Raw genomic sequence first — 21,606 nt, forward strand, 5'->3', positions numbered from 1 at the left:
GTGTCGGCGCGGGACCGCAGATGCGGCGAAATATCCTGTCAAGCGCCGCACATGCGGTGATAGCGTCGCCGTATGGACGCGTTCCGCATCTCCGAGGCCGCACGCCTGCTCGGCGTCAGCGACGACACCGTGCGCCGCTGGGTCGACCAGGGGACGCTCCCGGCGACGGGGGAGTCGCCGGCCCGCATCCCCGGCGACGCGCTCGCCGCGCACGCGGTCGAGCTCGCGCGGACGGCATCGGACCCCACCGACGCGCTCTCCAGCGCCCGGAACCGGTTCGTCGGGCTCGTGACGCGCGTGCAGGTGGACGGCGTCATGGCGCAGGTGGACATCCAGGCCGGACCGCACAGGGTCGTCTCCCTGCTGTCGGCCGAGGCGGTCGCCGAGCTCGGGCTCGAGCCCGGATCGCTCGCGGTCGCCGTCGTCAAGGCCACGAACGTCATCGTCGAGACCCCGCGGGGCTGAGGTGCCCCGGCGACTGGTTCTCCTGGCGGCGTGCGCGCTCGCGCTCGCCGGCTGCGCGGCCACGCCCCGCGCCACGGTCGGCGAGGACACCCGGTTGACGATCTTCGCGGCCGCCTCGCTGCAGGGCGCGTTCGAGGAGATCGCCGACCTGTTCGAGGAGGAGCATCCGGGCGTCGCGGTGGACGCGATCCGTTACGACGGCTCGTCGACGCTCGCGACGCAGCTCATCGAAGGAGCCGCCGCCGACGTGTTCGCGTCGGCGGACGAGCCGAACATGCAGAAGGTCGTGGATGCCGGGCTCGCGGCGCCCGCGACCGTCTTCGCGACGAACACCCTCACCGTCGTCGTGCCCGCGGGAAATCCCGCCGGTGTGACCGGGCTGCCGGATTTCGCGCGCGCGGATCCGGTGATCGTGCAGTGCGCGCACGAGGTGCCGTGCGGCGCCGCCGCCGACCGGCTGCTGGCCGGCGCGGGCATCACCGCGGCGGTGGACAGCTACGAGCAGAACGTCACGGCCGTGCTGACGAAGGTCGCGGCGGGCGAGGCGGACGCGGGCCTGGTCTACGTGACGGATGCCGCCGGCCGCGGCGACATCGACACCGTCGCGACGGCCGGGGTCGACGCGGTCGTCAACCGCTACCCGATCGCCGCGCTCTCCGGGGCGTCGGAGCCGGACGACGCCGCCGCCTTCGTGGCATTCGTCCGCGGTCCGGCCGGCCAGCGGGTGCTCGCCGCGCGCGGATTCGGGGCGCCGTGACACGCGCCGACCGCGGCTTCGTGCCGCAGGTGCTGCTCGCCCCCGCCGTCCTCGGGCTCGCGCTGCTCGTCGTCCCGCTCGCCGCGCTCGTCGGCCGCGTGCGCTGGGACACCCTGTGGCAGGACGTGACCTCGCCGGCGGCGCTGGAGGCGCTCGCCCTCTCGATGCGCACGGGCCTCGTCGCCACCGCACTGTGCATCCTCCTCGGCGTGCCGCTCGCGCTCCTGATCGCCCGCGCGGGCAACCGCACGGCCGCCGTGCTGCGCGCGCTCGTGACCGTCCCCCTCGTCCTCCCCCCGATGGTCGGCGGTGTCGCCCTGCTGTTCCTGTTCGGCAGGTCGGGCTGGCTCGGCCCGGCGCTCACGGAGGTCGGCATCCGCATCCCGTTCACGACGACGGCGGTCGTCCTCGCGCAGACGTTCGTCGCGCTGCCGTTCCTCGTGCTCGCCCTCGAGGCGTCGCTGCGCTCCACCGGGGTCGGCTACGAGCAGGCGGCGGCTTCGCTCGGGGCCGGGCGGTGGCGCATCCTCACCCGTGTCACTCTGCCGCTCGCCGCGCCCGGCCTCGTCGCCGGCGTCGTGCTGTGCTTCGCGCGCGCCGTCGGTGAATTCGGTGCCACGGCGCTCTTCGCCGGGAACGCGCCGGGCGTCACGCAGACGATGCCCCTCGCGATCTACACCGCCTTCAACGGTGCCGGCGTCTCGCAGGGCACCGCGGTCGCGCTGTCGTTGCTGCTGCTCGTCACCGCCGTGGCGGTGCTGCTGCTCGTGCGAGCGTGGCGGCCGGGGGCAGCACGGTGAGCGGCGCGGCCCTCGACGTGCACGCCGTCCTCGAGCGGCGCGGTTTCACGCTGGATGCCTCGCTCGCCGCGCGGCCCGGCGAGACGCTCGCCGTGATGGGCCCGAGCGGCGCCGGGAAGTCCACGATGCTGGCGGCGATCGCCGGTGTCCTCCGCCTTCCGCGCGGGCACGTCCGCGTCGGGGAGCGGATCGTGTCGGACCGGCGGAGCCACATCGCCCCGCAGCGCCGAGGCGTCGTGCTGCTCGGGCAGGACCCGCACCTCTTCCCGCACCTCAGCGCCCGCGACAACATCGCGTTCGGCCTGCGGGCGCGGGGCCTGGACCGCGCGCATGCCGGTGCGGAGGCCGACGAATGGCTGTGGCGGGTCGGGCTTCCGGGGTCCGGGCCGCACCGGCCCGGGGAGCTGTCCGGGGGGCAGCAGCAGCGCGTGGGGCTGGCGCGCGCGCTCGCGACGCGCCCCGCCGTCCTGCTGCTCGACGAGCCGCTCACGGCGCTGGACCCGGAGACCGCCGGCGGCGTGCGGGCGATGCTCGCCGAGCAGCTGCCGGCCGCGCACACGACCACCGTGCTCGTGACGCACGACGCCGTCGACGCGGCCGCGCTCGCCGAGACCCTCGTGCTCCTCGAGGACGGGCGCGTCACGCAGCGCGGCACGGTGCGGGACGTGCTCACGGCCCCCGCGACGGCGTTCGGCGCCGTGGTCGCAGGGCTCAACCGGGTCGTGGGGGCGGTCGTGGACGGATGGTGGCGGGCCGGCGGCCTCGCCCTGCCCGCCCGGGGCGCGGCCGCCGGCGATGCCGTGGCGCTCTTCCGCCCCGGCGCGGTGCGGCTCGACACGCTCCCGGACGGCACGGGGACCGGTGCCCTCCGCCTCGCCGCCGCGCCGGGGGAGTGGGTGGGCCGCGTGTCCCGGCTCGAGCAGACGGTCGCCGGCATCCGCGTGCACACGGCGGAGCCGGCCGTCGCCGTCGACCTGCCGGCGGACCTCGTCGCCGAGCTGGGCCTCGCCGCCGGCCGGCCCGTCCGGCTGCGGCTGGACGTCGACGCCGTCCGCCTCTTGCCCGCCTGACCCCGCACCGCGGTGCCTAACGGCGGAGATCGTGCGGACGGCGCCGCGTTCCGGCATCCATTCCGCGGCGGTGCGTGAGGATCTCCGCCGTTGGGTCACGCGGGGGAGCAGGTGCGGTGCCGACGCTGCCCGCTGGGCGAACGTCCCGGCTTCGTGCCAGGATGCGGGGGTGCCCCGCATCCGCCCGTTCCGTCCCGGCGACGAAGCCGCGCTCGCGGAGATCTGCCTGAAGACCGGGGATGCCGGAGCCGACGCGACGGGGATCTTCGCGGACGACGACATCTGGGCCGAGGTCTTCGTGCTCCCCTATGTCGCCCGGCATCCCGATCTCGCGTTCGTGCTCGAGACGGACGACGGACGTGTGGTCGGCTACGTCGTCGGGACGCCGGACACCCGGGCGTTCGAGGATTGGTTCGCGCAGGAGTGGTGGCCGCGGTTCGCCGGCCGCTGGCCACGCCCGGAGAGCGAGGCCACCCGGCAGGACGGCACGCTCATCTACGCGTACGGCCGCCGCGCCGGCGCCGAGCCGTACGCCGACACGCACCCTGCGCACCTGCACATCGATCTGCTCCCCGAGGTGCAGGGGCAGGGCTGGGGGCGTCGCCTCATCGAGACGCTCCTCACCGCCCTCCGGGAGCGGGGCGTGACGGGCCTGCACCTCGTCGCGTCGTCGGAGAACGCCGGCGCGCTGGCGTTCTACCGCCGGCTCGGGTTCCGTCCGGTCCCGTCCCACGAGGGCGTGCAGGCCTTCGCCATCGACCTGGCCTAGACGATCCGGCCGTCCGCGAGCCGGACCGTGCGGTCGACGAGGCCTTCCGGCACGCGGACGTGAGAGATGAGCACGACGGCCCGGTCGCCGCCCACGGCCGTCATCAGATCGGTGAGCAGCGCGTCGGATGCCGCCGGGTCGACGCCCGCCGTCGGCTCGTCGAGCACGAGGACGGGGAAGCCGCGCAGGAGGCCCCGCGCGAGGGCGAGCCGCTGCGCCTGGCCGCCGGAGACGAGTGCCCCCCGCTCGCCGACGCGGGCGTCCAGGCCCCCGCGGTCGCGGAGCCACGGGCCCAGGCCGACGCGCTCCAGCACCGCCTCCAGCTCGGCGTCGGTGGCGGTGTCCCGCGCGAAGAGCAGGTTCTGCCGGATGTCCTCGTCGAAGAGCATCGGATGCTGCTCGCACAGCCCGACCGTGCGCCGCACGTCGTCCGGCGCGAGGCCGCGCACCGACCGCCCGCCGATCGTGTAGTCCCCGTCCACCTCGAGGAACCGCACGAGGACGTGCGCGAGCGTCGTCTTGCCGGCGCCGCTGGACCCGACGACGAGGATGCGCTCGCCCGGTCGCACGTCGAGGTCGACGCCGCGGAGCGCGGGCTCGGCGGCGCCGGGCCATCGGGCGGTGACGCCGCGCAGCGTCAGCCCGTCTCCGAGGTCGGGCGCGGCCCCGGTGCCGGCATCCGTCTCGGCGACGAGCTCAGGCGGGATCGTGTCGGGCACGGCATCCGCGATCCGCGCGGCGGCCGCCCGCACCTGGCGCCACGCGGAAGCCGCGAGCGGCACCGCCGCGAACACCTCGAACACGGCCATCGGCACCAGCACCGCGACGGCGAACCACGGCCCGCCGAGGTCACCGGCCGCGACAGCCGGCGCCGCCGTCAGGACGGCCAGCAGCGAGGCGGCGCCGGCCAGCAGGGAGACCGCCGCCGCGGTGCCCGCCTGCGCGCCGGCGCGGCGGATGACCGCGCGGCGCAGGTCGGCGTCGGCGCGGCCGATGCGGGCGCGGCTCTCGGGCTCGGCGCCGCACGCGATCAGCACGTCGAGGCTGCCGAGGTGGTCGAGCACGGCGTCGGCGAGGCGGCCTCGCAGCGGCGCGATCGCGCGTTCCGCCCGTGCGCCGGACGCCCAGCCCCACGCGGTCGCGAGGAGTCCCGCGACGACGAGGCAGCCGAGGAGCGTCAGGGCGGCCGGCCACCACACGAACGCCACGAGGACGACCGCCCCGAGGGCGACGGCGGCGGAGGAGACGAGGGGCTGCACGACCCGGAGCGGGAGGTCCTGCAGCTCGTCGACGTCGTCCACGAGCGCGCCGAGCATCGAGCCGCGGCGGCTCCGGTCCAGGCCCGCAGGGGCCAGCGGGATGAGCCGTCGCACGAGGTCGGTGCGCGTCACGGCGAGCTGGTGCAGCGCCGCGTCGTGGCTCGCGAGGCGCTCCGTGTAGCGGAAGGCGGCGCGGGCGAGCGCGAACGCGCGCACCCCGACCACGGCCGCGGAGATGTACATGACGAGCGGCTGCTCGCTCGCCCGCACGATGAGCCACGCGCTCACGGCGAGGAGCGCGACGGCGGAGGCCTCGGACGCGAACGCCGACGCGGCGCCCGGCCAGAACCGGCGGACGGGCGGCATGGCGCGGCGGAGGACGTCGGCGGCGGTCGTCATGCGGTCACCGCCGCGGCATCCAGCCGGACCACCTGGTCGGCGATCGTCCGGGCCGACTCGCGGTGCGAGACCAGCAGGACCGTCGCGCCGCCGTCTGCCAGCGTGCGCAGCGACGTCCAGAGGTCGGCCTCCGTCGCGGCATCGAGCGCTGCGCTCGGCTCGTCGAGCGCGATGACCGGTCCGAACCCGCGCAGGTGCCGGTAGAAGGCGCGGGCCACCGCGACCCGCTGCGCCTGCCCGCCGGAGAGCCCCGCGCCCTGCACGCCCAGTTCCCGCTCCGCCGCCAGGTGCTCGGCGCCGGCCAGCCCCAGTGCGCGCCAGACGAGATCGACGTCGGGGTCGGGGTCGGAGTCGCCGAGCGTCACGTTCGCCGCCACGGTGCCCGCGATGAGCCCGGGCGCCTGACCGGCCCACGCGAGCCACGTCGAGGGCGCCAGGTCGGCGACATCGGCACCGCCGTAGGTCGCCCCGCCCTCGCAGGGTGCCGCGCCGCGCAGGGCGGCGAGGATGCTGGTCTTGCCGGCGCCGCTCGGTCCCTCCAGCAGCGTCACCGTGCCGGGTGTCGCGGTCACCGAGACCGGCGGCAGCAGGCGGTCGCCGCGGCGCACACGCAGGCCGTCGAGCACGAGCACGCCGTCGCCCGGCACCGCGGCCGCCCGGGCCGGCGCGGCCGCGTGCCGCGCGGCATCCAGCACCGCGAAGACGTCGTCGGTCGCGGCGACGCCCTCCGCGGCCGCGTGGAACTGCACCCCGACCTGCCGCAGCGGCAGGTACGCCTCGGGCGCGAGCAGCAGGACGAACAGGCCCACCAGGAGGGTGAGCGACCCGTCGATGAGGCGGAAGCCGATCGTGACGGCGATGATCGCGACCGAGATGGATGCCAGGAACTCCAAGGCGAACCCGGACAGGAACGACACCCGCAGGACCCGCATCGTCTCGCGGCGGTAGATCGCCGTGAGACGCCGGATCGAATCCGCCGCGCGGTGCTGCCGGCCGAACACCTTGAGGGTGGACAGGCCTCGCACCGTGTCGGCGAACCGCGCGGCGAGACGCCCGAGCGTCTCCCACTGGCGCTGCTGCACGGCGCGCGTCGCGAGCCCGATGAGCACCATGAAGAGCGGGATGAGCGGGATGGTCAGGACGACGGTGAGGCCCGAGATCCAGTCGGCCCACCACATGACGAGGATGAGGACCGGGGTCGCGACGACGGTCTGGACGAGCTGCGGCAGGTAGCGGCCGAAGTACGCGTCCAGCGCCTCGAGCCCGCGGCCGGCGGTCACGGCCAGCTGCGCGGAGTTGCGACCTGCGAGCCAGCCGGGCCCGAGCAGGCCCACGGCGGCGACGAGGCGGGAGCGGAGCTCGGCCTCCACCCGCGCGGCCGCCCGCGCGGCGACGATCTCACGCGCCCACAGCAGCGCCGCGCGCAGCGCCACGACGCCGGCCAGGGCGAGGAGCGTGCCGGTGAGCTCGCGTCCGCCGATCGCGTCGACGATCGCCCGCGTCACGAGCCAGGCGAACGCGATGATCGTGACGGTCTGGGCGGCGGCGATGACGCCGATCGCCAGGAAGAACCCGCGCGAGGCGTGTGCGTAGCGGAGGAGCCGGGGGTCGACGGGGCGGCTGCGTGTGCGCGCAACCGCCCCACCCGATGAAGCCATGATTCGATCCTGCCATCCGCGGGCGGCATGCCCGCGCCGGTTCAGTGGACGAGCGCGGCGGCCTTCTCGATCCGCGACCGCGTGACGCGCTTGCGGAAGATCCAGTACGTCCAGCCCTGGTACAGCAGCACGAGCGGCAGGAAGATCACCGCCGCCCACGTCATGATCGTGAGGGTGTAGTCGGTGCTCGAGGCGTTCTCGATCGTCAGGCTGTAGGCGATGTCGGTCGAGGACGGCATGACGAACGGGAACAGCGCGAGCCACAGCGTGAGCACCGCGAACACGATCGTCCCCGCGCCGGCCGTGAACGCCCAGCCGTCCCGCTTGACCGCGTTGGCGACGACGGATGCCAGGAGGGCGAGCGCCGCGATCACGCCGCACGCGATGACGGCCCAGAGGAGGGGTGCTTCCCGGCCCGCGGCGATGACGTAGGTCCAGACGACCGTGCCGGCGGCGAAGACGACCGCGGGGATCGCGAGGCGCCGCGCGAGCACGTGCGCATCCTGCTGCACCTGCCCATCGGTCTTCAGGGCGATGAAGTACACGCCGTGCAGCCAGAACAGCAGCAGCGTCGTGACGCCGACCCAGAGGCCGTACGGGTTCAGCAGCGTCAGCAGCGACCCGGTGAACTCGTGGTCCGCATCGATCGGTACGCCCTGCACGATGTTGGCGACGGCGACGCCCCAGAGGAGCGCAGGCAGAGCCGACCCCACCACGATCATGCGGTCGAAGCCCCGCTTCCAGCGCAGGGAGTCACGCTGGTGGCGGTACTCGAAGGAGACGCCGCGCGCGATGAGGGCGAGCAGGATGACGAGGAGCGCGAGGTAGAAGCCGCTGAACAGCGTCGCGTACCACTCCGGGAACGCCGCGAACAGGCAGGCGCCGGCGACGATGACCCACGTCTCGTTGAGGTCCCAGACGGGCCCGATCGTGTTGATGATCTGGCGGCGGGAGACGTCGTCCTTGCCGAGGAAGGGCAGCGACATCCCGACCCCGAAGTCGAACCCGTCGAGGACGAAGTAGCCGACGAACAGCACGCCGACGATGAAGAACCAGACGTATGCGAGATCCATGACGTGCTCCTAGTAGACCGTCGTCGGGGTGTCGGCGACCGGGATGTCGGAGGGATCCGGGTCGTCAGGCCCGGGCAGCGGCTCGGGGCCGGCCTTGGCCGTCTTGATGATGAGGCCGGCTTCCACGACCGCGAGCGAGGCGTAGATCCCGGTGAACGCGAGCAGCGAGATCAGCACGGTCCAGCCGGGCACGGAGGGGGAGACGCCGTCCTCGGTGAGCATGAGCCCGAACACGATCCACGGCTGACGGCCCATCTCGGTGAAGATCCAGCCGATGAGGATGGCGCCCAGCGACGCCGGCCACGCCCACACGGCGAGCTTCCACGCCCACTGCGGCACGTCGCGCTTCGCCTTGCTCCGGGTGAGCCACAGACCCACGACGGCGGTCAGCGCGGCGATGCCGCCGAGGCCCATCATCCAGCGGAACGACCAGTAGGTGATCCACAGGATGGGGGCGAAGTTGCCCTCCACCTGGTCGGCGAACTGCGGGAACAGCTCGGTCGTGTACTGCACGTTGAGGTCGTTGATGCCTTCGACGCAGCCATCGAGGGTGTGGGTCGACAGGAACGACAGCAGGTACGGCACACGCAGCGACCAGATCTCGCCGGTGCCGTCCGGGGTGCCGATGGAGAAGATCGAGAAGGAGGCGTCGGCCCCGCACGCGGAGTCGAACATGGCCTCCGCGGCGGCCATCTTCATCGGCTGCGTCTGCACCATGACGAGGCCCAGCTGGTCGCCGGAGAGCGCGACGGCGGCGAACGAGACGATCATCCCCCACAGGCCGTACTTCAGCGCGGGGCGCATCATCTCCAGGTTCTGACCGCGCATGAGGTGCCACGCGGCGATCGAGATGATCACGCCGGCGGTCATCATGAAAGCCGCGGAGAGGGTGTGCGGGAGCGCGGCGAGCGCGACGGGGTTGGTGAGGACGGCGAGGAAGTCGGTCATCTCGGCCCGGCCCCCGTCCTGCGCCATCTGGTAGCCGACCGGGTTCTGCATGAAGGCGTTCGCGGCGAGGATGAAGTACGCCGAGAACCAGGCGCCGATCGTCGCGATCCAGATGCTGGCGAGGTGCAGGGCCTTGGGGAGCTTGTCCCAGCCGAAGATCCACAGGCCGATGAAGGTCGCCTCGAAGAAGAAGGCCATGAGGCCCTCGAACGCGAGCGGGGCGCCGAAGACGTCGCCGACGAAGCGGGAGTACGACGACCAGTTCATGCCGAACTGGAACTCCTGGACGATGCCGGTCACGACGCCCATCGCGAAGTTGATGAGGAAGATCTTCCCGAAGAAGCGCGTGAGGTGCAGCCACTTCACGTTCCCCGTGCGGAACCACGTCGTCTGGAAGATCGCCACCGTGAGCGCCATGCCGAGCGTCAGCGGCACGAACAGGAAGTGGTACAGCGTCGTCAGTCCGAATTGCCAGCGCGCAAGCAGCAGCGGGTCGAGCAGATCCATCCCCGGTCCTTCCCCGTATCTGAAGGTCACGGTACCGAGGACGCCCCGTACGCGTCAGGGGTCCGGCCGTGCAAAATACGCCGAACCATCCGCCCGCCCCGCGCACCGCGCACGCGGGTAGCCTCGGAGCATGGTCGCCGTCCCCGTCACGCTCGCCCACCGGGCGCCGCTGGCGGCGCCGGTCGATGCCGGCGGCCCGCTCGTGGACACGTTCCGGCGCGTGCACCGCGACCTCCGGATCTCCCTGACCGACCGCTGCTCGCTGCGCTGCACGTACTGCATGCCGGAGCAGGGCAACGAGTGGCTCGCGCGCGCCGGCATCCTCACGACCGACGAGATCGTGCGGGTCGCCCGGGTCGCGGCCGCCGCGGGCATCACGACGTTCCGGCTGACCGGCGGGGAGCCGCTGCTGCGGCCCGACATCGTCGACGTCGTCCGCCGGCTCGCCGGCATCGAGGCCGCCGGCGCCCCCGTCCAGATCGCCATGACGACCAACGGCATCCGGCTGCCGGAGATGCTCCCCGCCCTCGCGGCCGCGGGACTGCACCGCCTCAACATCTCCATCGACACGCTCGACCGTGAGCGGTTCCACGCCCTCACCCGGCGCGATCGCCTCGACGACGTCCTCGCCGGCATCGCCGCCGCCGCGCAGTCCGGTCTCCGTCCCCTCAAGCTGAACGCCGTCGCGATGCGCGGGGTCAACGAGGACGAGCTCGCCGACCTCGTCCGCTTCGCCGTCGCGCACGGCGCGCAGATGCGGTTCATCGAGCAGATGCCGCTGGACGCCGGCCACACGTGGGACCGCACCGCCATGGTGACCCGGACGGAGATCCTCGCCGCGCTCGGACGGCACTGGCAGCTCACGCCGGTGCCCGGCCGCGGTGGCGCGCCCGCGGAGCGGTTCCTCCTGGACGGGGGTCCGGAATCGGTCGGCGTGATCGCGAGCGTCACGGCGCCGTTCTGCGGCGACTGCGACCGACTGCGGCTCACCGCCGACGGCCAGTTGCGCAACTGCCTGTTCTCCGCGACCGAATACGACCTTCTTCCCGTGCTGCGCGGCGGCGCTGTCACCGGCGGCGACGACGCCGACGTCGAGCGGATGCTGCGTGCGTGCGTGCACGGGAAGCTTCCGGGCCATGCCATCGACGACCCGTCGTTCCTGCAGCCGACGCGCGGCATGAACGCGATCGGCGGCTGACGTGGGACGCATCACCACCCGGAGCCCCGTCGTGAAGATCACCGTCGGGGGCGAGGCCGTGCGCCGGCCCGACACGCTCGCCGTCGAGGAGCCGCTGGAGATCCGGGTGGCGGGTGTCCCGCTCGCCGTCACGATGCGCACGCCCGGCCACGACGTCGAGCTCGCGGCGGGGTTCCTCGTCTCCGAGGGTGTGCTCTCCCGCGGCGACCAGTTCGCCTCCGCCATCCACTGCGGCGGACCGGGCACGGGCGGCACCGACGGCAACACCTACAACGTCCTCGACCTCACGCTCGCGCCGGGCGTGCACCCTCCGTCCGCCGACCTCGCCCGCAACTTCTACACGACGAGCTCGTGCGGGACGTGCGGGAAGGCGTCGATCGAGGCCATCGAGACGATCTCGACGTACGACGTGGCCGCGGATGCCGCGTCGGTGTCCGCTGCGACGCTCGCCGCGCTCCCCGATGCGCTGCGCGCACAGCAGGCGGCGTTCGACAAGACCGGCGGGCTGCACGCGGCCGGGCTCTTCGACGCCGAGACGGGGGAGCTCCTCGTGCTGCGGGAGGACGTGGGGCGGCACAACGCGGTGGACAAGATCGTCGGGTGGGCCGTGCTTCACGACCGCCTGCCGCTGCGCGGCACCGTGCTGCTGGTGTCCGGCCGGGCGAGCTTCGAGCTGGCGCAGAAGGCGGTCATGGCGGGGGTCCCGATCCTCGCCGCCGTGTCGGCGCCGTCGTCCCTCGCCGTCGAACTCGCGACGGCGTCCGGACTCACCCTCGTCGGGTTCCTTCGCGGCCCGTCGATGAACGCCTACGCGCGGGCCGACCGCATCCGCGACTGAGCCGTCCGCCTACTGGCGGTGGCCGGCGTGCAGCAGCTGCACGACGCACTCGGTGGGGTCGCAGGAGGACCGCATGCCGTCCACCGACAGCGGGCCGCCGGCCTCGGTCAGCACGCTCTGCATGAGGCTGAGGTGCACGCTGCACAGCACCTCGCGGTGCGCGGCCTGAGCCTCCGCGTGCGCGCAGGGCGTGAGGTCGATCGTGAGCGCCTCCTCATCGATGAGCGGGTCGAAGCCGGCATCCATGAGGTCTTCCACGACGGCGTCCACCTGGTGCAGTGCCGCGGTGTCCAGCTCGATGCTCTGCTGGCCGGGCATGACCCGGCGGAGCAGGTCGCCGCGCTCCGCCGCCGCCTTCACCTTGCGCTGCTGCACGGCGCTGGAGGCTCCCGCCCCGTCGGCCGCGCTGTAGAGCACGCGCGGGCGGCCCCGCGTCGTGCGGTGCTCGCTCTCCGCGACGACGTAGCCATCGTCGATGAGCCGCTGCAGGTGCTCGCGCACGGTGTTCGCGTGCAGGCCCGTGGAGGTCACGAGATCGGCGATCGTACGCTCCCGCTGGAGCTGGATCAGGTGCAGGAGCTCCACCCGGGAGTAGCTCGAGATGGCGCTGTAGCCGGCGGGGCGTCCTGTGGTCATACCTCTATTATTCACGGTGTCGGCGCGGCTGTCGACCACACCGTCCGGAGGATGTCGCGCCGGCTACGCGCGGGTCGACTTCCACCCCAGATGGGGCGCGACGTGCGTCGCGAAGGACTCCACGATGCGGAGGTTGAACTCGACGCCGAGCTGGCTGGGGATCGTGAGCATGAGCGTGTCGGCGGAGCGGATCGCGGCATCCTGCAGCAGCTGCTCGACGAGCACGTCGGGCGCTGCGGCGTACGTCTTCCCGAAGGTCGAGCGGAACCCGTCGATGTAGCCGATGCCGTCGCCGTTCTGGCTGTGCCCGAAGTACAGCTCGTCCTCCGCCGTCGTGATCGGGAAGATCGAGCGGCTCACCGACACGCGGGGCGTTCCGGGGTGGCCCGCCTCGCGCCACGCGGCGCGGAACGCGTCGATCTGGTCGGCCTGGAGCAGGTCGAAGGGCCGCCCGTCGGCCTCCGTGAGCAGCGTCGACGACATGAGGTTCACCCCGATGCGGCCGGCCCACTCTGCGGTGTCCCGCGAGCCGGCACCCCACCACACGCGGGAGCGCAGGCCGGGGGAGTGCGGCTCGATGCGCTGGAGGCCGGTGCCGCCGCCGAAGGGGCTGTCCGGGTCGCGCTCGGCGATCCCCTCCCCGTCGATGGCGCGCAGGAACAGGTCGAAGTGCGCCCGCGCGAGGTCGGCCCCGCGCGGGTCCTCGGCGCCGGTGTAGCCGAAGGCCTCGTAGCCGCGGACGACGGTCTCCGGTGACCCGCGGCTCACGCCGAGCGCGAGCCGCCCGTCGGAGAGCAGATCGACGGCGGCCGCCTCCTCCGCGAGGTACAAGGGGTTCTCGTACCGCATGTCGATGACGCCGGTGCCCATCTCGATGCGCTCGGTCGTCGCGGCGATCGCGGCGAGCAGCGGCATGGGGGAGGACTGCTGGCGGGCGAAGTGGTGCACGCGGAACGCGATGCCGTTCACGCCCAGGGCGTCCATCCCCTGGGCGAGATCGACGGCCTGACGCAGCGAATCGCCGGCGGTGAGCGAGCGCCCTCCGCCGAGAGGTCCGTAGTGGCCGAAGGAGAGGGTTCCGAAGCGTTCCATGACGCGTGCAACCGTACGCCGGCGGCGTGCATTCCGGTGAATGGATGCCGCCGGCGGAATAGAGCGCACCCGCGGCGCCTTGGTCTTCGGTATGACCCGCATCGGACACAGCGACCTCGACATCTTCCCGCTCGCCCTCGGGGGCAACGTCTTCGGCTGGACCGCCGACCGCGACACGTCGTTCGCGGTGCTGGACGCGTTCCGAGAAGGCGGCGGGGACTTCATCGACACCGCCGACTCGTACAGCTCCTGGAAACCCGGCAACTCCGGTGGCGAGAGCGAGACGATCATCGGCGAGTGGCTGGCCTCCCGGAAGCCCGCCGGCATCGTCGTGGCGACCAAGGTCAGCCAGCATCCCGACTTCAGGGGTCTCGCGGCCGCGAACGTGCGCGCCGCCGCGGAGGCGTCGCTGCGCCGGCTGGGCGTCGAGGCGATCGACCTGTACTACGCGCACTTCGACGACGAGTCCGTGCCCCTGGAGGAGACCGTCGCGGCGTTCGGCGCGCTCGTGGCCGACGGGCTCGTGCGGCACACCGCCGTCTCGAACTACTCCGCCGAGCGCATCCAGGAGTGGATCCGCATCGCCCGCGACCTCGGTGTGGCCGAGCCCATCGCCGTCCAGCCGCACTACAACCTCGTGCACCGCGGCGACGTCGAAGAGCACATCGTCCCCGTCGCGCAGGAGCACGGGCTGAGCCTCGTGCCGTACTTCGCGCTCGCGAAGGGGTTCCTGACCGGCAAGTACCGCTCGACGGATGTCACGGGCCAGGGTTCGCCGCGCGCGACCGCCGCGGCGCAGTACGCCACCCCGGCCGGCCTGCGGATCATCGACGCCCTGGAGCGCATCGGCGACGCGCACGGCGTCTCGATCGCGGCCACGGCGCTCGCCTGGCTGCGCGCCCAGCCCTCCGTCGCGGCGCCCATCGCGTCGGCGTCGCAGGTGGCGCAGGTCGCCGACCTCCTCGACGGCGCCCGCACCGACCTCGATGCCGACGAGGTGTTCGAGCTCAACCGCGTCTCGGAGTGGACGCCCGCAACGGCCTGACCGGCAGGCTCAGGGGGCGTCGCGGCGCGGGAGGCGCAGTTCCATCGCGGCGATGAACGCGTCGACGTCGAAGCGGAACTGCTCGTCGCCGAAGTTGTCCACCCGCGCGTCGACGAGGTCGCGGAGGGCGGTGTACCCGCCGTCGTCGGATGCCAGCGCGGAGCGGAGCGCCTCGATGTGCGGGTGCCCGCCTTCCCGCCGGCCGATGACGGCATCCCGCGCGAAGCCGCTGCAGATGGTCATGAGCAGATGCATGGCGCGGCTGACCGTCACGTCGTCGAACCCGGCGGCGAGCATCCGCTCCGCGACCGTCTCGGCGGGGCCCACGATCGCGAGGTCGTGCGGATTCGTGAAGCGGAAGAACGCCAGCCATTCACCCGTGTCCCCGAGACTCTGGCGCATCGCGTCCGCGTAGGCGCGGCAGGCGTCCTGCCAGGTCGCTCCGAGGTCGACGTCCTCCGCGGCGAACCGGCGCCGGAACGCGTCGATCGCGAGCAGCTCGAGAAGCCCTTCGCGGTCGGTGACATGGTGGTTGAGGGCCTTCCGGTCCACACCCAGCTCGTCGGCCAGCGCCTGCATCGTCAGCCGCTCCGGGTCCATGCCGCGCGCGGCGTCGATGATGCGGTCGAGGTCGAGCCCCGCGCGCGATCCTCGTCCTCGGCGTTGCGGGTTGACCATGGCGCCTCCTCTTGATCCGCGGCATGCGCGAGTTTAGTATTTCCCGGACGGGAATTATCGCCCGCCGGGCCCGATCAGCTTCGATCGGGTCGGAAGCGAAGGGGAATCACATGTCAGAGAAGGTGCTCACCGCCGACAGCACGATCGGCGCATGGCTCGACAGCGAGGTCGGCGGGCAGCTCGTCCGTGGGCTTCTCGCCGCGTCGGGGGCATCGGAGGAATCGCTCGCACCCGTCCGCGGACTCCCGCTGCAGCAGCTCGTGCCGCTCAGCCAGGGCCAGATGCCGCAGTCGGTCATCGACGACCTCGTTCTGAAGGCCAACGGTGGGGTCATGCCCGAGACCGAAGCCACCGGCTGGACCGAACGGATCACGCCCGGTCGTTTCACCGGCAAGACCGTCGTCGTCACCGGGGCCGCGTCCGGCATCGGCCGCGCCACCGCGTCGCGCATCGCCCGCGAGGGCGGGCGCGTGATCGCCGTGGACATGTCCGCCGAGCGCCTGCAGGAGTTCCGCGGCTCCCTCGCCGACGCCGACATCACCACGGTCGTCGGCGACATCACGAAGACCGAGTCCGTGGATGCCATCGTCGCCGCCGCCGGCGAGAAGATCGACGCGCTCGCCAACGTCGCCGGCATCAACGACGACTTCTCGCCGCTCGGCGAGACCACCGACGAGATGTGGGACCGCGTCATGGCGGTCAACGTCACGGGCGCCTTCAAGCTCACCCGCGCCGTGCTGCCGGCGATGCTCGCCGCCGGCAAGGGCTCGATCGTCAACGTCGGCTCCGAGGCGGGCCTGCGCGGCAACGCGTCCGGCAACGCGTACACGACGAGCAAGCACGCCGTCGCGGGCATGACCCGCAGCGCCGCCTTCATGTACGGCCCGCAGGGCATCCGCGTGAACCTCGTCGCCCCCGGCGGCGTCGCCACCGGCATCCCGTTCCCGCCGCACGTGTCGGAGGCCGGCCAGGCCCGCCTGCAGCCGTTCCAGTCCGCGATCCCGACGCTCGCGACGGCGGAGCAGCTGGCCGCGTCCATCACGTTCCTGCTGTCCGACGACGGTGTGAACATCAACGGCGCGATCCTGCCGAGCGACGGCGGGTGGTCGGTGCAGTAGGCACCGCTGCCCACCCCGGAGGGCGTCCGGCATCCGCCGGGCGCCCTTCGTCGTGCGCGGCGTAGTCTCGAAGGCCCAACCGGAAGGAGCCTTCTCATGGCCCGCATCCTGCTCATCGGCGGACACGGCAAGGTCGCCCTGCTCCTCGAGCCCCTCCTCGTCGCCCGCGGCGACCACGTGACGGCCGTCATCCGCAACGCCGACCACGAGGCGGAGGTCGCCGCGACCGGCGCCACGCCCGTCGTCGCCGACATCGAGCGGCTCGACACCGAGCAGCTCGCGAATCTCCTGAGCGCCAATGACGCCGTCGTCTGGTCGGCGGGCGCCGGCGGCGGCAGCCCCGAGCGCACCTACGCCGTCGATCGGGATGCCGCGATCCGCACGATCGACGCGGCAGCGGCCGCGGATGTGCGCCGGTACGTGATGGTGTCGTACTTCGGGGCACGCCCGGACCACGGCGTGCCGCCGGAGAACGGGTTCTTCGCGTACGCCGAGGCCAAGGCCGCCGCCGACGCGCACCTCCGCGCGAGCGGGCTGGACTGGACGATCGTCGCCCCGAGCTCTCTCACCCTCGACCAGCCCATGGGCCGGATCGACGTGGATGCCGCGGAATCCGGCACCGTCGCGCGCGGCGACGTGGCCGCCGTCATCGCCGCCGTGCTCGCCGACGACTCCACGGTGCGCCGCACGCTCCGCTTCAACACCGGCGACGTGCCGATCGCGGACGCCATCCGCGGCTGACCCGGTCCGCCGCGGCGCCGGCGGGGCGCCGGCCTTCGTAGGCTGGAGGGGTGGCATCCGTCCTGAACGTCTCGGCGTACCTCTTCACGCAGATCGACGATCCGGCGACTCTCCGCCCCGCGCTGCGGGAACACGCGGTCGCGGCGCGGCTCAAGGGCACGATCATCCTCGCCGAGGAGGGGATCAACCTCTTCCTCGCCGGGGCGGCCGCCGACGTGCGCGGGTTCCTCGATGACCTGCGCGCCGACGAGCGCTTCGCCGCTCTGACGGCGAAGGAGAGCTGGTCCGCGGAGCAGCCGTTCGCCCGGATGCTGGTCAAGCACAAGCGTGAGATCATCCGGATGGACCGCCCGACCGTCCGTCCCGGCGCCGGTCGCGCGCCGGCCGTCGCCCCGGAGACCCTCCGGCGCTGGCTCGATCAGGGACACGACGACGCGGGGCGGGAGGTCGTCGTGCTCGACACCCGCAATGCGTTCGAGGTCGACTACGGGACCTTCGAGGGCGCGCTCGACTGGCGCATCGACCGCTTCACGCAGTTCCCCGCCGCGGCGGAGGAGCACGGGGCGCAGCTCGCCGGCAAGACCGTCGTGAGCTTCTGCACCGGCGGCATCCGCTGCGAGAAGGCCGCGATCCACCTGCGCGAGAGCGGCATCGACGCGTATCAGCTCGACGGCGGCATCCTCGGGTACTTCGCGCACGCCGGCGCCGCCCACTTCCGCGGCGACTGCTTCGTCTTCGACGGCCGCGAGTCCCTGACTCCCGCCCTGACCCCCGCGCCGGCAGCGCACGGCGAGCGGTGCGAGCAGTGAACCGCCTGACCGGCGCGCACATCGCCGGGGCGCTCGTCGCCGATGCGGTCCTCGTGACGGGGTTCGCGCTCACGGGGCGCACGACTCACGCCGAAGACCCGGTGCTCGGCCTCTGGAGCACGGCCTGGCCGTTCCTCCTCGCGCTCGCCGTCGGCTGGGGCGTGACCCTCGCGTGGCGCGCGCCCACGGCGCCGGCGCGGACCGGCATCCCGCTCGCCCTCGTGACCGTCGCCGGCGGGATGGTGCTGCGCGCGCTCTCCGGGCAGGGCACCGCCTTGCCGTTCATCGTCGTCGCGACGCCCGTCCTCCTCGCCGCCCTCGTCGGGTGGCGCCTGATCGCCCGCCTCGTGCTGCGGCGTCGCACGGATCGGCCCGGACCCTCCGCCTAGGCTCGGAGGGTGACCTCCCGCGACCTGCCCGACGGCGCCGTGCTGCGCGCCGCCCGCCCCGGCGACGAGCCCGGCATCCTCGCCCTCATCCACGCGCTCGCCGTCTACGAGCGCGAACCGGATGCCGTGGAGAACTCCGCCGAGATGCTCGAGGCGACCCTGTTCGGCGCCCAGCCCCGCGCGTTCGCGCACGTCGTCGCGCGCGACGACGTCATCGTCGGCATCGCGGTGTGGTTCGTGACGTACTCGACCTGGACGGGTACCCACGGCATCTGGCTCGAGGATCTGTACGTCGACGACGCGCACCGCGGCCGCGGCTACGGACGCGCGCTCATGTCGGCCCTCGCCGCCGAGTGCGTCGAGCGGGGCTACCGCCGCTTCGAATGGACGGTGCTGGACTGGAATGCGCCCGCGATCGGCTTCTACCGCGCGATCGGCGCGGAGCCGCTCGCGGAGTGGACGACGCAGCGCCTCACCGGCACGTCCTTGGCGGAGCTCGCCCGCGCCTGAACCGGCGCGACCGCGCGCTCTTCCCATGCGCGCCGGAGCTTGTCAACCCTCGGGCATCATCTCCGGCGATGGGCGACACTGGCACTCCAGAGACGCAGGAGGCCGTGTGACGTTCGCACCGATCGAGTCCTACGCGCCGATCGGCGACGGCCGCACGGTCGCGCTGATCGGGCGGGATGGACGCGTCGGCTGGCTTCCGCTGCCCGCTGTCTCCGCCGCGCCGCTGTTCGCCGAGATCCTCGACGACGAGACCGGCGGCGAGCTGACGCTCTCCCCCGAAGCGGAGTTCACGACCGTCCGCCGGTACGTCCCCGGCACCAACGTCCTCGAGACCACCTTCACGACGACGGACGGGACGGTGCAGGTCACCGATGCCCTCGTCTCCGGTGTCGCGGGCCGACTCCCGTGGGCGGAACTCGCCCGGCGGGTCGACGGGGTGACCGGTCGGGTGCGGATGCGCTGGTCCGTCCAGGCCGGGACGTCGCTGCGCACCGGCTCTCCGTGGCTCGAGACGACACCCCAGGGGGCCGTCGTCCGGTGCGGGGCGACGGCGTTCGTCGTCACGGGCCTCGACCACGGCCCGCAGGAGCCGGAAGCGACGCCGACGGGTCCCCGGCAGACCGGTGCGTTCACGACCGACCCCGGCTCCCGTCACCTGCTGGTGCTGGCGGCCACCCACGACGAGCCGCTGCACGTTCCGCGCCCGCGCAACGTCGACGCGGGCATCGACCGCACGATCGCGAGCTGGCGGTACTGGTCGGAGGTGTTCTCCTACGACGGACCCTGGGCCCACCAGGTGCAGCGCAGCGCGCTCGCCCTGAAGCTCCTCGTGTACAGCCCCACGGGCGCGATCGCGGCGGCCGCGACCACCTCGCTGCCGGAGAGCGAGAACGGAGGCAAGAACTGGGACTACCGCTACGCGTGGGTGCGCGACCTCGCCTACACCGTGCACGCGCTGGAGCGCTTCGGCCTGCGCGAGGAGACCCACGCGGCGCTCTCCTGGCTCCTGCGGACGATCCGCCGGCACGGTCCCGATCTGCACGTCATGTACACACTGGACGGCGACCTCGTCGAAGAGCCCAGCGCGTACGCGGTGCGCGGATGGCAGGGGATCGGTCCGGTCGTGACGGGCAATCGCGCCACCCACCAGCTGCAGCTCGGGGTCTACGGCGATCTCATCGCCGTGTGCCGCACCTATGCCGACGCGGGCAACGTCTTGGACGACGAGACGGGCCGCGTGCTCGCGGAGACGGCGAACCGCGCGTGCGATCTCTGGCGCAACCCCGACGCAGGCATGTGGGAGCTCCCGCAGCGCCAGCACTACACCTCCTCGAAGATGGGGTGCTGGAAGGCCCTCGACGACGCCGTGTACCTCGCCGAACAGGGCGCGATCCCGGGCAGCGCCGAACGGTGGCGGGCCGAACGCGACCGCATCCGGGAGTGGATCGACGAGAACTGCTGGTCCGAGGAGCGAGGCGCCTACCTCGCCCACCCGGGGACCGACGATCTCGACGCGTCCGTCCTGCTCCACGCGTTCAGCGGGTTCGACCGGTCCGAGCGGATGTCGCGCACGATCGACGCCCTCACCGCGGAGCTCGGCGCCGGCCCGCTGATGTACCGGTACAGCGGCGTGCACCGCGAGGAGAAGACCTTCGTGGCCTGCGCGTTCTGGCGCGCGCACGCGCTGGCCTGCGTCGGCCGCCACGACGAGGCGCTCGACCTCATGGACGACCTCGTCACGCGCGCGAACGACGTCGGGATCTACGCCGAGATGATCGACGCCGACGACGGCTCGGCGTGGGGCAACACCCCCCAGGCGCTCAGTCACCTGGCGTTCCTCAGCGCGGCCCTCACCATCCGCGAGCTCGTCCCGGAGGAGAAGCTCCATGACCGCTGACCGAATCACCGACACCCGAGGAGGACGCATGACGCGTGATCAATACACGTTCACGGACCCCGCGACGCTGTACGCGGACATCGAGCCGGAGAAGCAGGAGATGGCCGAGCCCGGCCTCGACGCCGACCTCACTCCGCGTGCGGATCTCGGCGAAGAGAGCTACCGGGGGACGGGTCGCCTCACCGGACGCAAGGCGCTCATCACCGGCGGCGACTCCGGTATCGGGGCGGCGACCGCCATCGCGTTCGCCCGTGAAGGCGCCGACGTCGCGCTGTCGTACCTGCCGAGCGAGGAGGAGGACGCGCAGCGGATCGCCGGCATCCTGCGCGATGCCGGCGCGACCGTCGCGACGCTGCCGGGCGATCTGCGGGATGCCGCATACTGCCGGTCGCTCGTGGAGGACGCCGTCGCGGCCCTGGGCGGCCTCGACATCCTCGTCAACAACGGCGGCAAGCAGATCTACCAGGAGTCCCTGGAGGACATCACCGACGAGCAGTTCGACGACACCTTCAAGACGAACGTGTACGCGATGTTCTGGATCACGAAGGCGGCGCTGAAGCACTTGCCCGCAGGCGCGACCATCATCAACACGACCTCGATCCAGGCGTACTCGCCGTCGGACATCCTCGTCGACTACGCCTCGACGAAGGCGACCATCAACGCGTTCACGAAGGGTCTCGCACAGCAGCTCGCGCCCAAGGGCATCCGGGTGAACGCGGTCGCCCCGGGACCGATCTGGACGCCCTTGCAGCCGACGGACGGCCAGCCGCCGGAGAAGCTCGAGAAGTTCGGTGAGGACACCCCGCTCGGACGCATGGGGCAGCCGGCGGAGCTCGCCCCGGCGTACGTCTTCCTGGCGTCGGCCGAATCGAGCTATGTGCTCGGCGAGACCCTGAACGTCAACGGCGGAATGCCCACACCCTGACGCGTCGCACAACCCAGCCCCAGAC

The 21,606-nt window shown here is 72.8% G+C and carries 22 protein-coding genes; 15 read left to right on the forward strand and 7 right to left on the reverse strand.

All coding sequences use genetic code 11. The annotated features are described in order from the left end of the window. Positions 1 to 72 precede the first annotated feature (72 nt). The 5 genes from BR85_RS01215 to BR85_RS01235 all read left to right on the forward strand — a co-directional run bounded on the left by BR85_RS01215 (position 73) and on the right by BR85_RS01235 (position 3,861). The gene (locus BR85_RS01215) at positions 73 to 465 is read left to right on the forward strand and encodes a TOBE domain-containing protein (protein ID WP_028494871.1); all 393 of its coding nucleotides are present in this window, start codon (positions 73 to 75) and stop codon (positions 463 to 465) included. A 1-nt stretch (position 466) separates the two neighbouring features. Continuing rightward, positions 467 to 1,222, forward strand: a complete 756-nt coding sequence (gene modA, locus BR85_RS01220; protein WP_028494872.1) for a molybdate ABC transporter substrate-binding protein — start codon at positions 467 to 469, stop codon at positions 1,220 to 1,222. Next, on the forward strand, positions 1,219 to 2,022 hold the full coding sequence (locus tag BR85_RS01225; protein WP_036272104.1) for an ABC transporter permease: 804 nt from the start codon (positions 1,219 to 1,221) through the stop codon (positions 2,020 to 2,022). Before modA ends, BR85_RS01225 begins: the two co-directional genes overlap by 4 nt. After that, on the forward strand, positions 2,019 to 3,092 hold the full coding sequence (locus BR85_RS01230) for a sulfate/molybdate ABC transporter ATP-binding protein (RefSeq protein WP_231478542.1): 1,074 nt from the start codon (positions 2,019 to 2,021) through the stop codon (positions 3,090 to 3,092). Before BR85_RS01225 ends, BR85_RS01230 begins: the two co-directional genes overlap by 4 nt. A 169-nt stretch (positions 3,093 to 3,261) precedes the next feature. Then, positions 3,262 to 3,861: a GNAT family N-acetyltransferase gene (locus tag BR85_RS01235; protein WP_028494875.1), complete on the forward strand. Its 600-nt coding sequence runs from the start codon at positions 3,262 to 3,264 to the stop codon at positions 3,859 to 3,861. Here BR85_RS01235 and cydC read toward each other — a convergent pair. The 4 genes from cydC to BR85_RS01255 are packed head-to-tail and all read right to left on the reverse strand — an operon-like array spanning position 3,858 to position 9,705. Further along, the gene (cydC, locus tag BR85_RS01240) at positions 3,858 to 5,519 is read right to left on the reverse strand and encodes a thiol reductant ABC exporter subunit CydC (RefSeq protein ID WP_028494876.1); all 1,662 of its coding nucleotides are present in this window, start codon (positions 5,517 to 5,519) and stop codon (positions 3,858 to 3,860) included. The two genes, BR85_RS01235 and cydC, sit on opposite strands and share 4 nt — an antisense overlap. Then, positions 5,516 to 7,177, reverse strand: a complete 1,662-nt coding sequence (gene cydD, locus BR85_RS01245) for a thiol reductant ABC exporter subunit CydD (RefSeq protein WP_028494877.1) — start codon at positions 7,175 to 7,177, stop codon at positions 5,516 to 5,518. Before cydD ends, cydC begins: the two co-directional genes overlap by 4 nt. A gap of 41 nt (positions 7,178 to 7,218) precedes the next feature. Beyond that, positions 7,219 to 8,250, reverse strand: coding sequence for a cytochrome d ubiquinol oxidase subunit II (gene cydB / locus BR85_RS01250; protein WP_028494878.1), 1,032 nt, complete (start codon positions 8,248 to 8,250; stop codon positions 7,219 to 7,221). Between the two features lie 9 nt (positions 8,251 to 8,259). Beyond that, a complete protein-coding gene (locus BR85_RS01255) occupies positions 8,260 to 9,705 on the reverse strand; it encodes a cytochrome ubiquinol oxidase subunit I (protein ID WP_028494879.1) in 1,446 nt (481 codons plus the stop codon). A gap of 130 nt (positions 9,706 to 9,835) precedes the next feature. On the opposite strand from BR85_RS01255, the gene moaA reads away from it, so the two are divergent. Both moaA and fdhD read left to right on the forward strand, forming a co-directional pair. Further along, complete coding sequence (gene moaA, locus BR85_RS01260) at positions 9,836 to 10,903, forward strand: GTP 3',8-cyclase MoaA (RefSeq protein ID WP_028494880.1); 1,068 nt, start codon at positions 9,836 to 9,838, stop codon at positions 10,901 to 10,903. Between the two features lies 1 nt (position 10,904). Then, positions 10,905 to 11,741, forward strand: coding sequence for a formate dehydrogenase accessory sulfurtransferase FdhD (gene fdhD / locus BR85_RS01265; RefSeq protein ID WP_028494881.1), 837 nt, complete (start codon positions 10,905 to 10,907; stop codon positions 11,739 to 11,741). 9 nt (positions 11,742 to 11,750) lie between these two features. On the opposite strand, the gene BR85_RS01270 is transcribed toward fdhD, so the two are convergent. Further along, positions 11,751 to 12,377, reverse strand: a complete 627-nt coding sequence (locus BR85_RS01270) for an ArsR family transcriptional regulator (RefSeq protein WP_028494882.1) — start codon at positions 12,375 to 12,377, stop codon at positions 11,751 to 11,753. A gap of 63 nt (positions 12,378 to 12,440) precedes the next feature. Then, the gene (locus tag BR85_RS01275) at positions 12,441 to 13,469 is read right to left on the reverse strand and encodes an LLM class flavin-dependent oxidoreductase (RefSeq protein WP_028494883.1); all 1,029 of its coding nucleotides are present in this window, start codon (positions 13,467 to 13,469) and stop codon (positions 12,441 to 12,443) included. A 91-nt stretch (positions 13,470 to 13,560) separates the two neighbouring features. Between BR85_RS01275 and BR85_RS01280 the strand changes: the two genes are divergently transcribed. Further along, a complete protein-coding gene (locus BR85_RS01280) occupies positions 13,561 to 14,514 on the forward strand; it encodes an aldo/keto reductase (RefSeq protein ID WP_028494884.1) in 954 nt (317 codons plus the stop codon). Positions 14,515 to 14,523: 9 nt separating this feature from the next. Here BR85_RS01280 and BR85_RS14800 read toward each other — a convergent pair whose 3' ends face one another. Then, on the reverse strand, positions 14,524 to 15,192 hold the full coding sequence (locus BR85_RS14800; protein ID WP_051526104.1) for a TetR family transcriptional regulator: 669 nt from the start codon (positions 15,190 to 15,192) through the stop codon (positions 14,524 to 14,526). Between the two features lie 110 nt (positions 15,193 to 15,302). Between BR85_RS14800 and BR85_RS01290 the strand changes: the two genes are divergently transcribed. The 7 genes from BR85_RS01290 to BR85_RS01320 all read left to right on the forward strand — a co-directional run bounded on the left by BR85_RS01290 (position 15,303) and on the right by BR85_RS01320 (position 21,581). After that, positions 15,303 to 16,310 (forward strand): SDR family NAD(P)-dependent oxidoreductase, encoded by a 1,008-nt coding sequence (locus tag BR85_RS01290; RefSeq protein WP_028494885.1) that lies wholly within the window; start codon positions 15,303 to 15,305, stop codon positions 16,308 to 16,310. 96 nt (positions 16,311 to 16,406) lie between these two features. Next, a complete protein-coding gene (locus BR85_RS01295; RefSeq protein WP_028494886.1) occupies positions 16,407 to 17,051 on the forward strand; it encodes an NAD(P)H-binding protein in 645 nt (214 codons plus the stop codon). 50 nt (positions 17,052 to 17,101) lie between these two features. Further along, positions 17,102 to 17,860: a sulfurtransferase gene (locus BR85_RS01300; RefSeq protein ID WP_028494887.1), complete on the forward strand. Its 759-nt coding sequence runs from the start codon at positions 17,102 to 17,104 to the stop codon at positions 17,858 to 17,860. Then, entirely contained in the window at positions 17,857 to 18,249 is a 393-nt protein-coding gene (locus BR85_RS01305) for a DUF3054 domain-containing protein (RefSeq protein ID WP_028494888.1), read from the forward strand. The genes BR85_RS01300 and BR85_RS01305 overlap by 4 nt, the downstream gene beginning before the upstream one ends. 9 nt (positions 18,250 to 18,258) lie before the next feature. Further along, positions 18,259 to 18,759, forward strand: coding sequence for a GNAT family N-acetyltransferase (locus BR85_RS01310; protein WP_028494889.1), 501 nt, complete (start codon positions 18,259 to 18,261; stop codon positions 18,757 to 18,759). Between the two features lie 25 nt (positions 18,760 to 18,784). Continuing rightward, positions 18,785 to 20,656 (forward strand): glycoside hydrolase family 15 protein, encoded by a 1,872-nt coding sequence (locus BR85_RS01315; protein WP_081782630.1) that lies wholly within the window; start codon positions 18,785 to 18,787, stop codon positions 20,654 to 20,656. Between the two features lie 28 nt (positions 20,657 to 20,684). After that, positions 20,685 to 21,581: an SDR family oxidoreductase gene (locus BR85_RS01320; RefSeq protein ID WP_028494891.1), complete on the forward strand. Its 897-nt coding sequence runs from the start codon at positions 20,685 to 20,687 to the stop codon at positions 21,579 to 21,581. Positions 21,582 to 21,606: the final 25 nt, after the last annotated feature.

The sequence above is a fragment of the Microbacterium sp. UNCCL10 genome, assembly GCF_000746195.1.
GTDB lineage: Bacteria > Actinomycetota > Actinomycetes > Actinomycetales > Microbacteriaceae > Microbacterium > Microbacterium saccharophilum.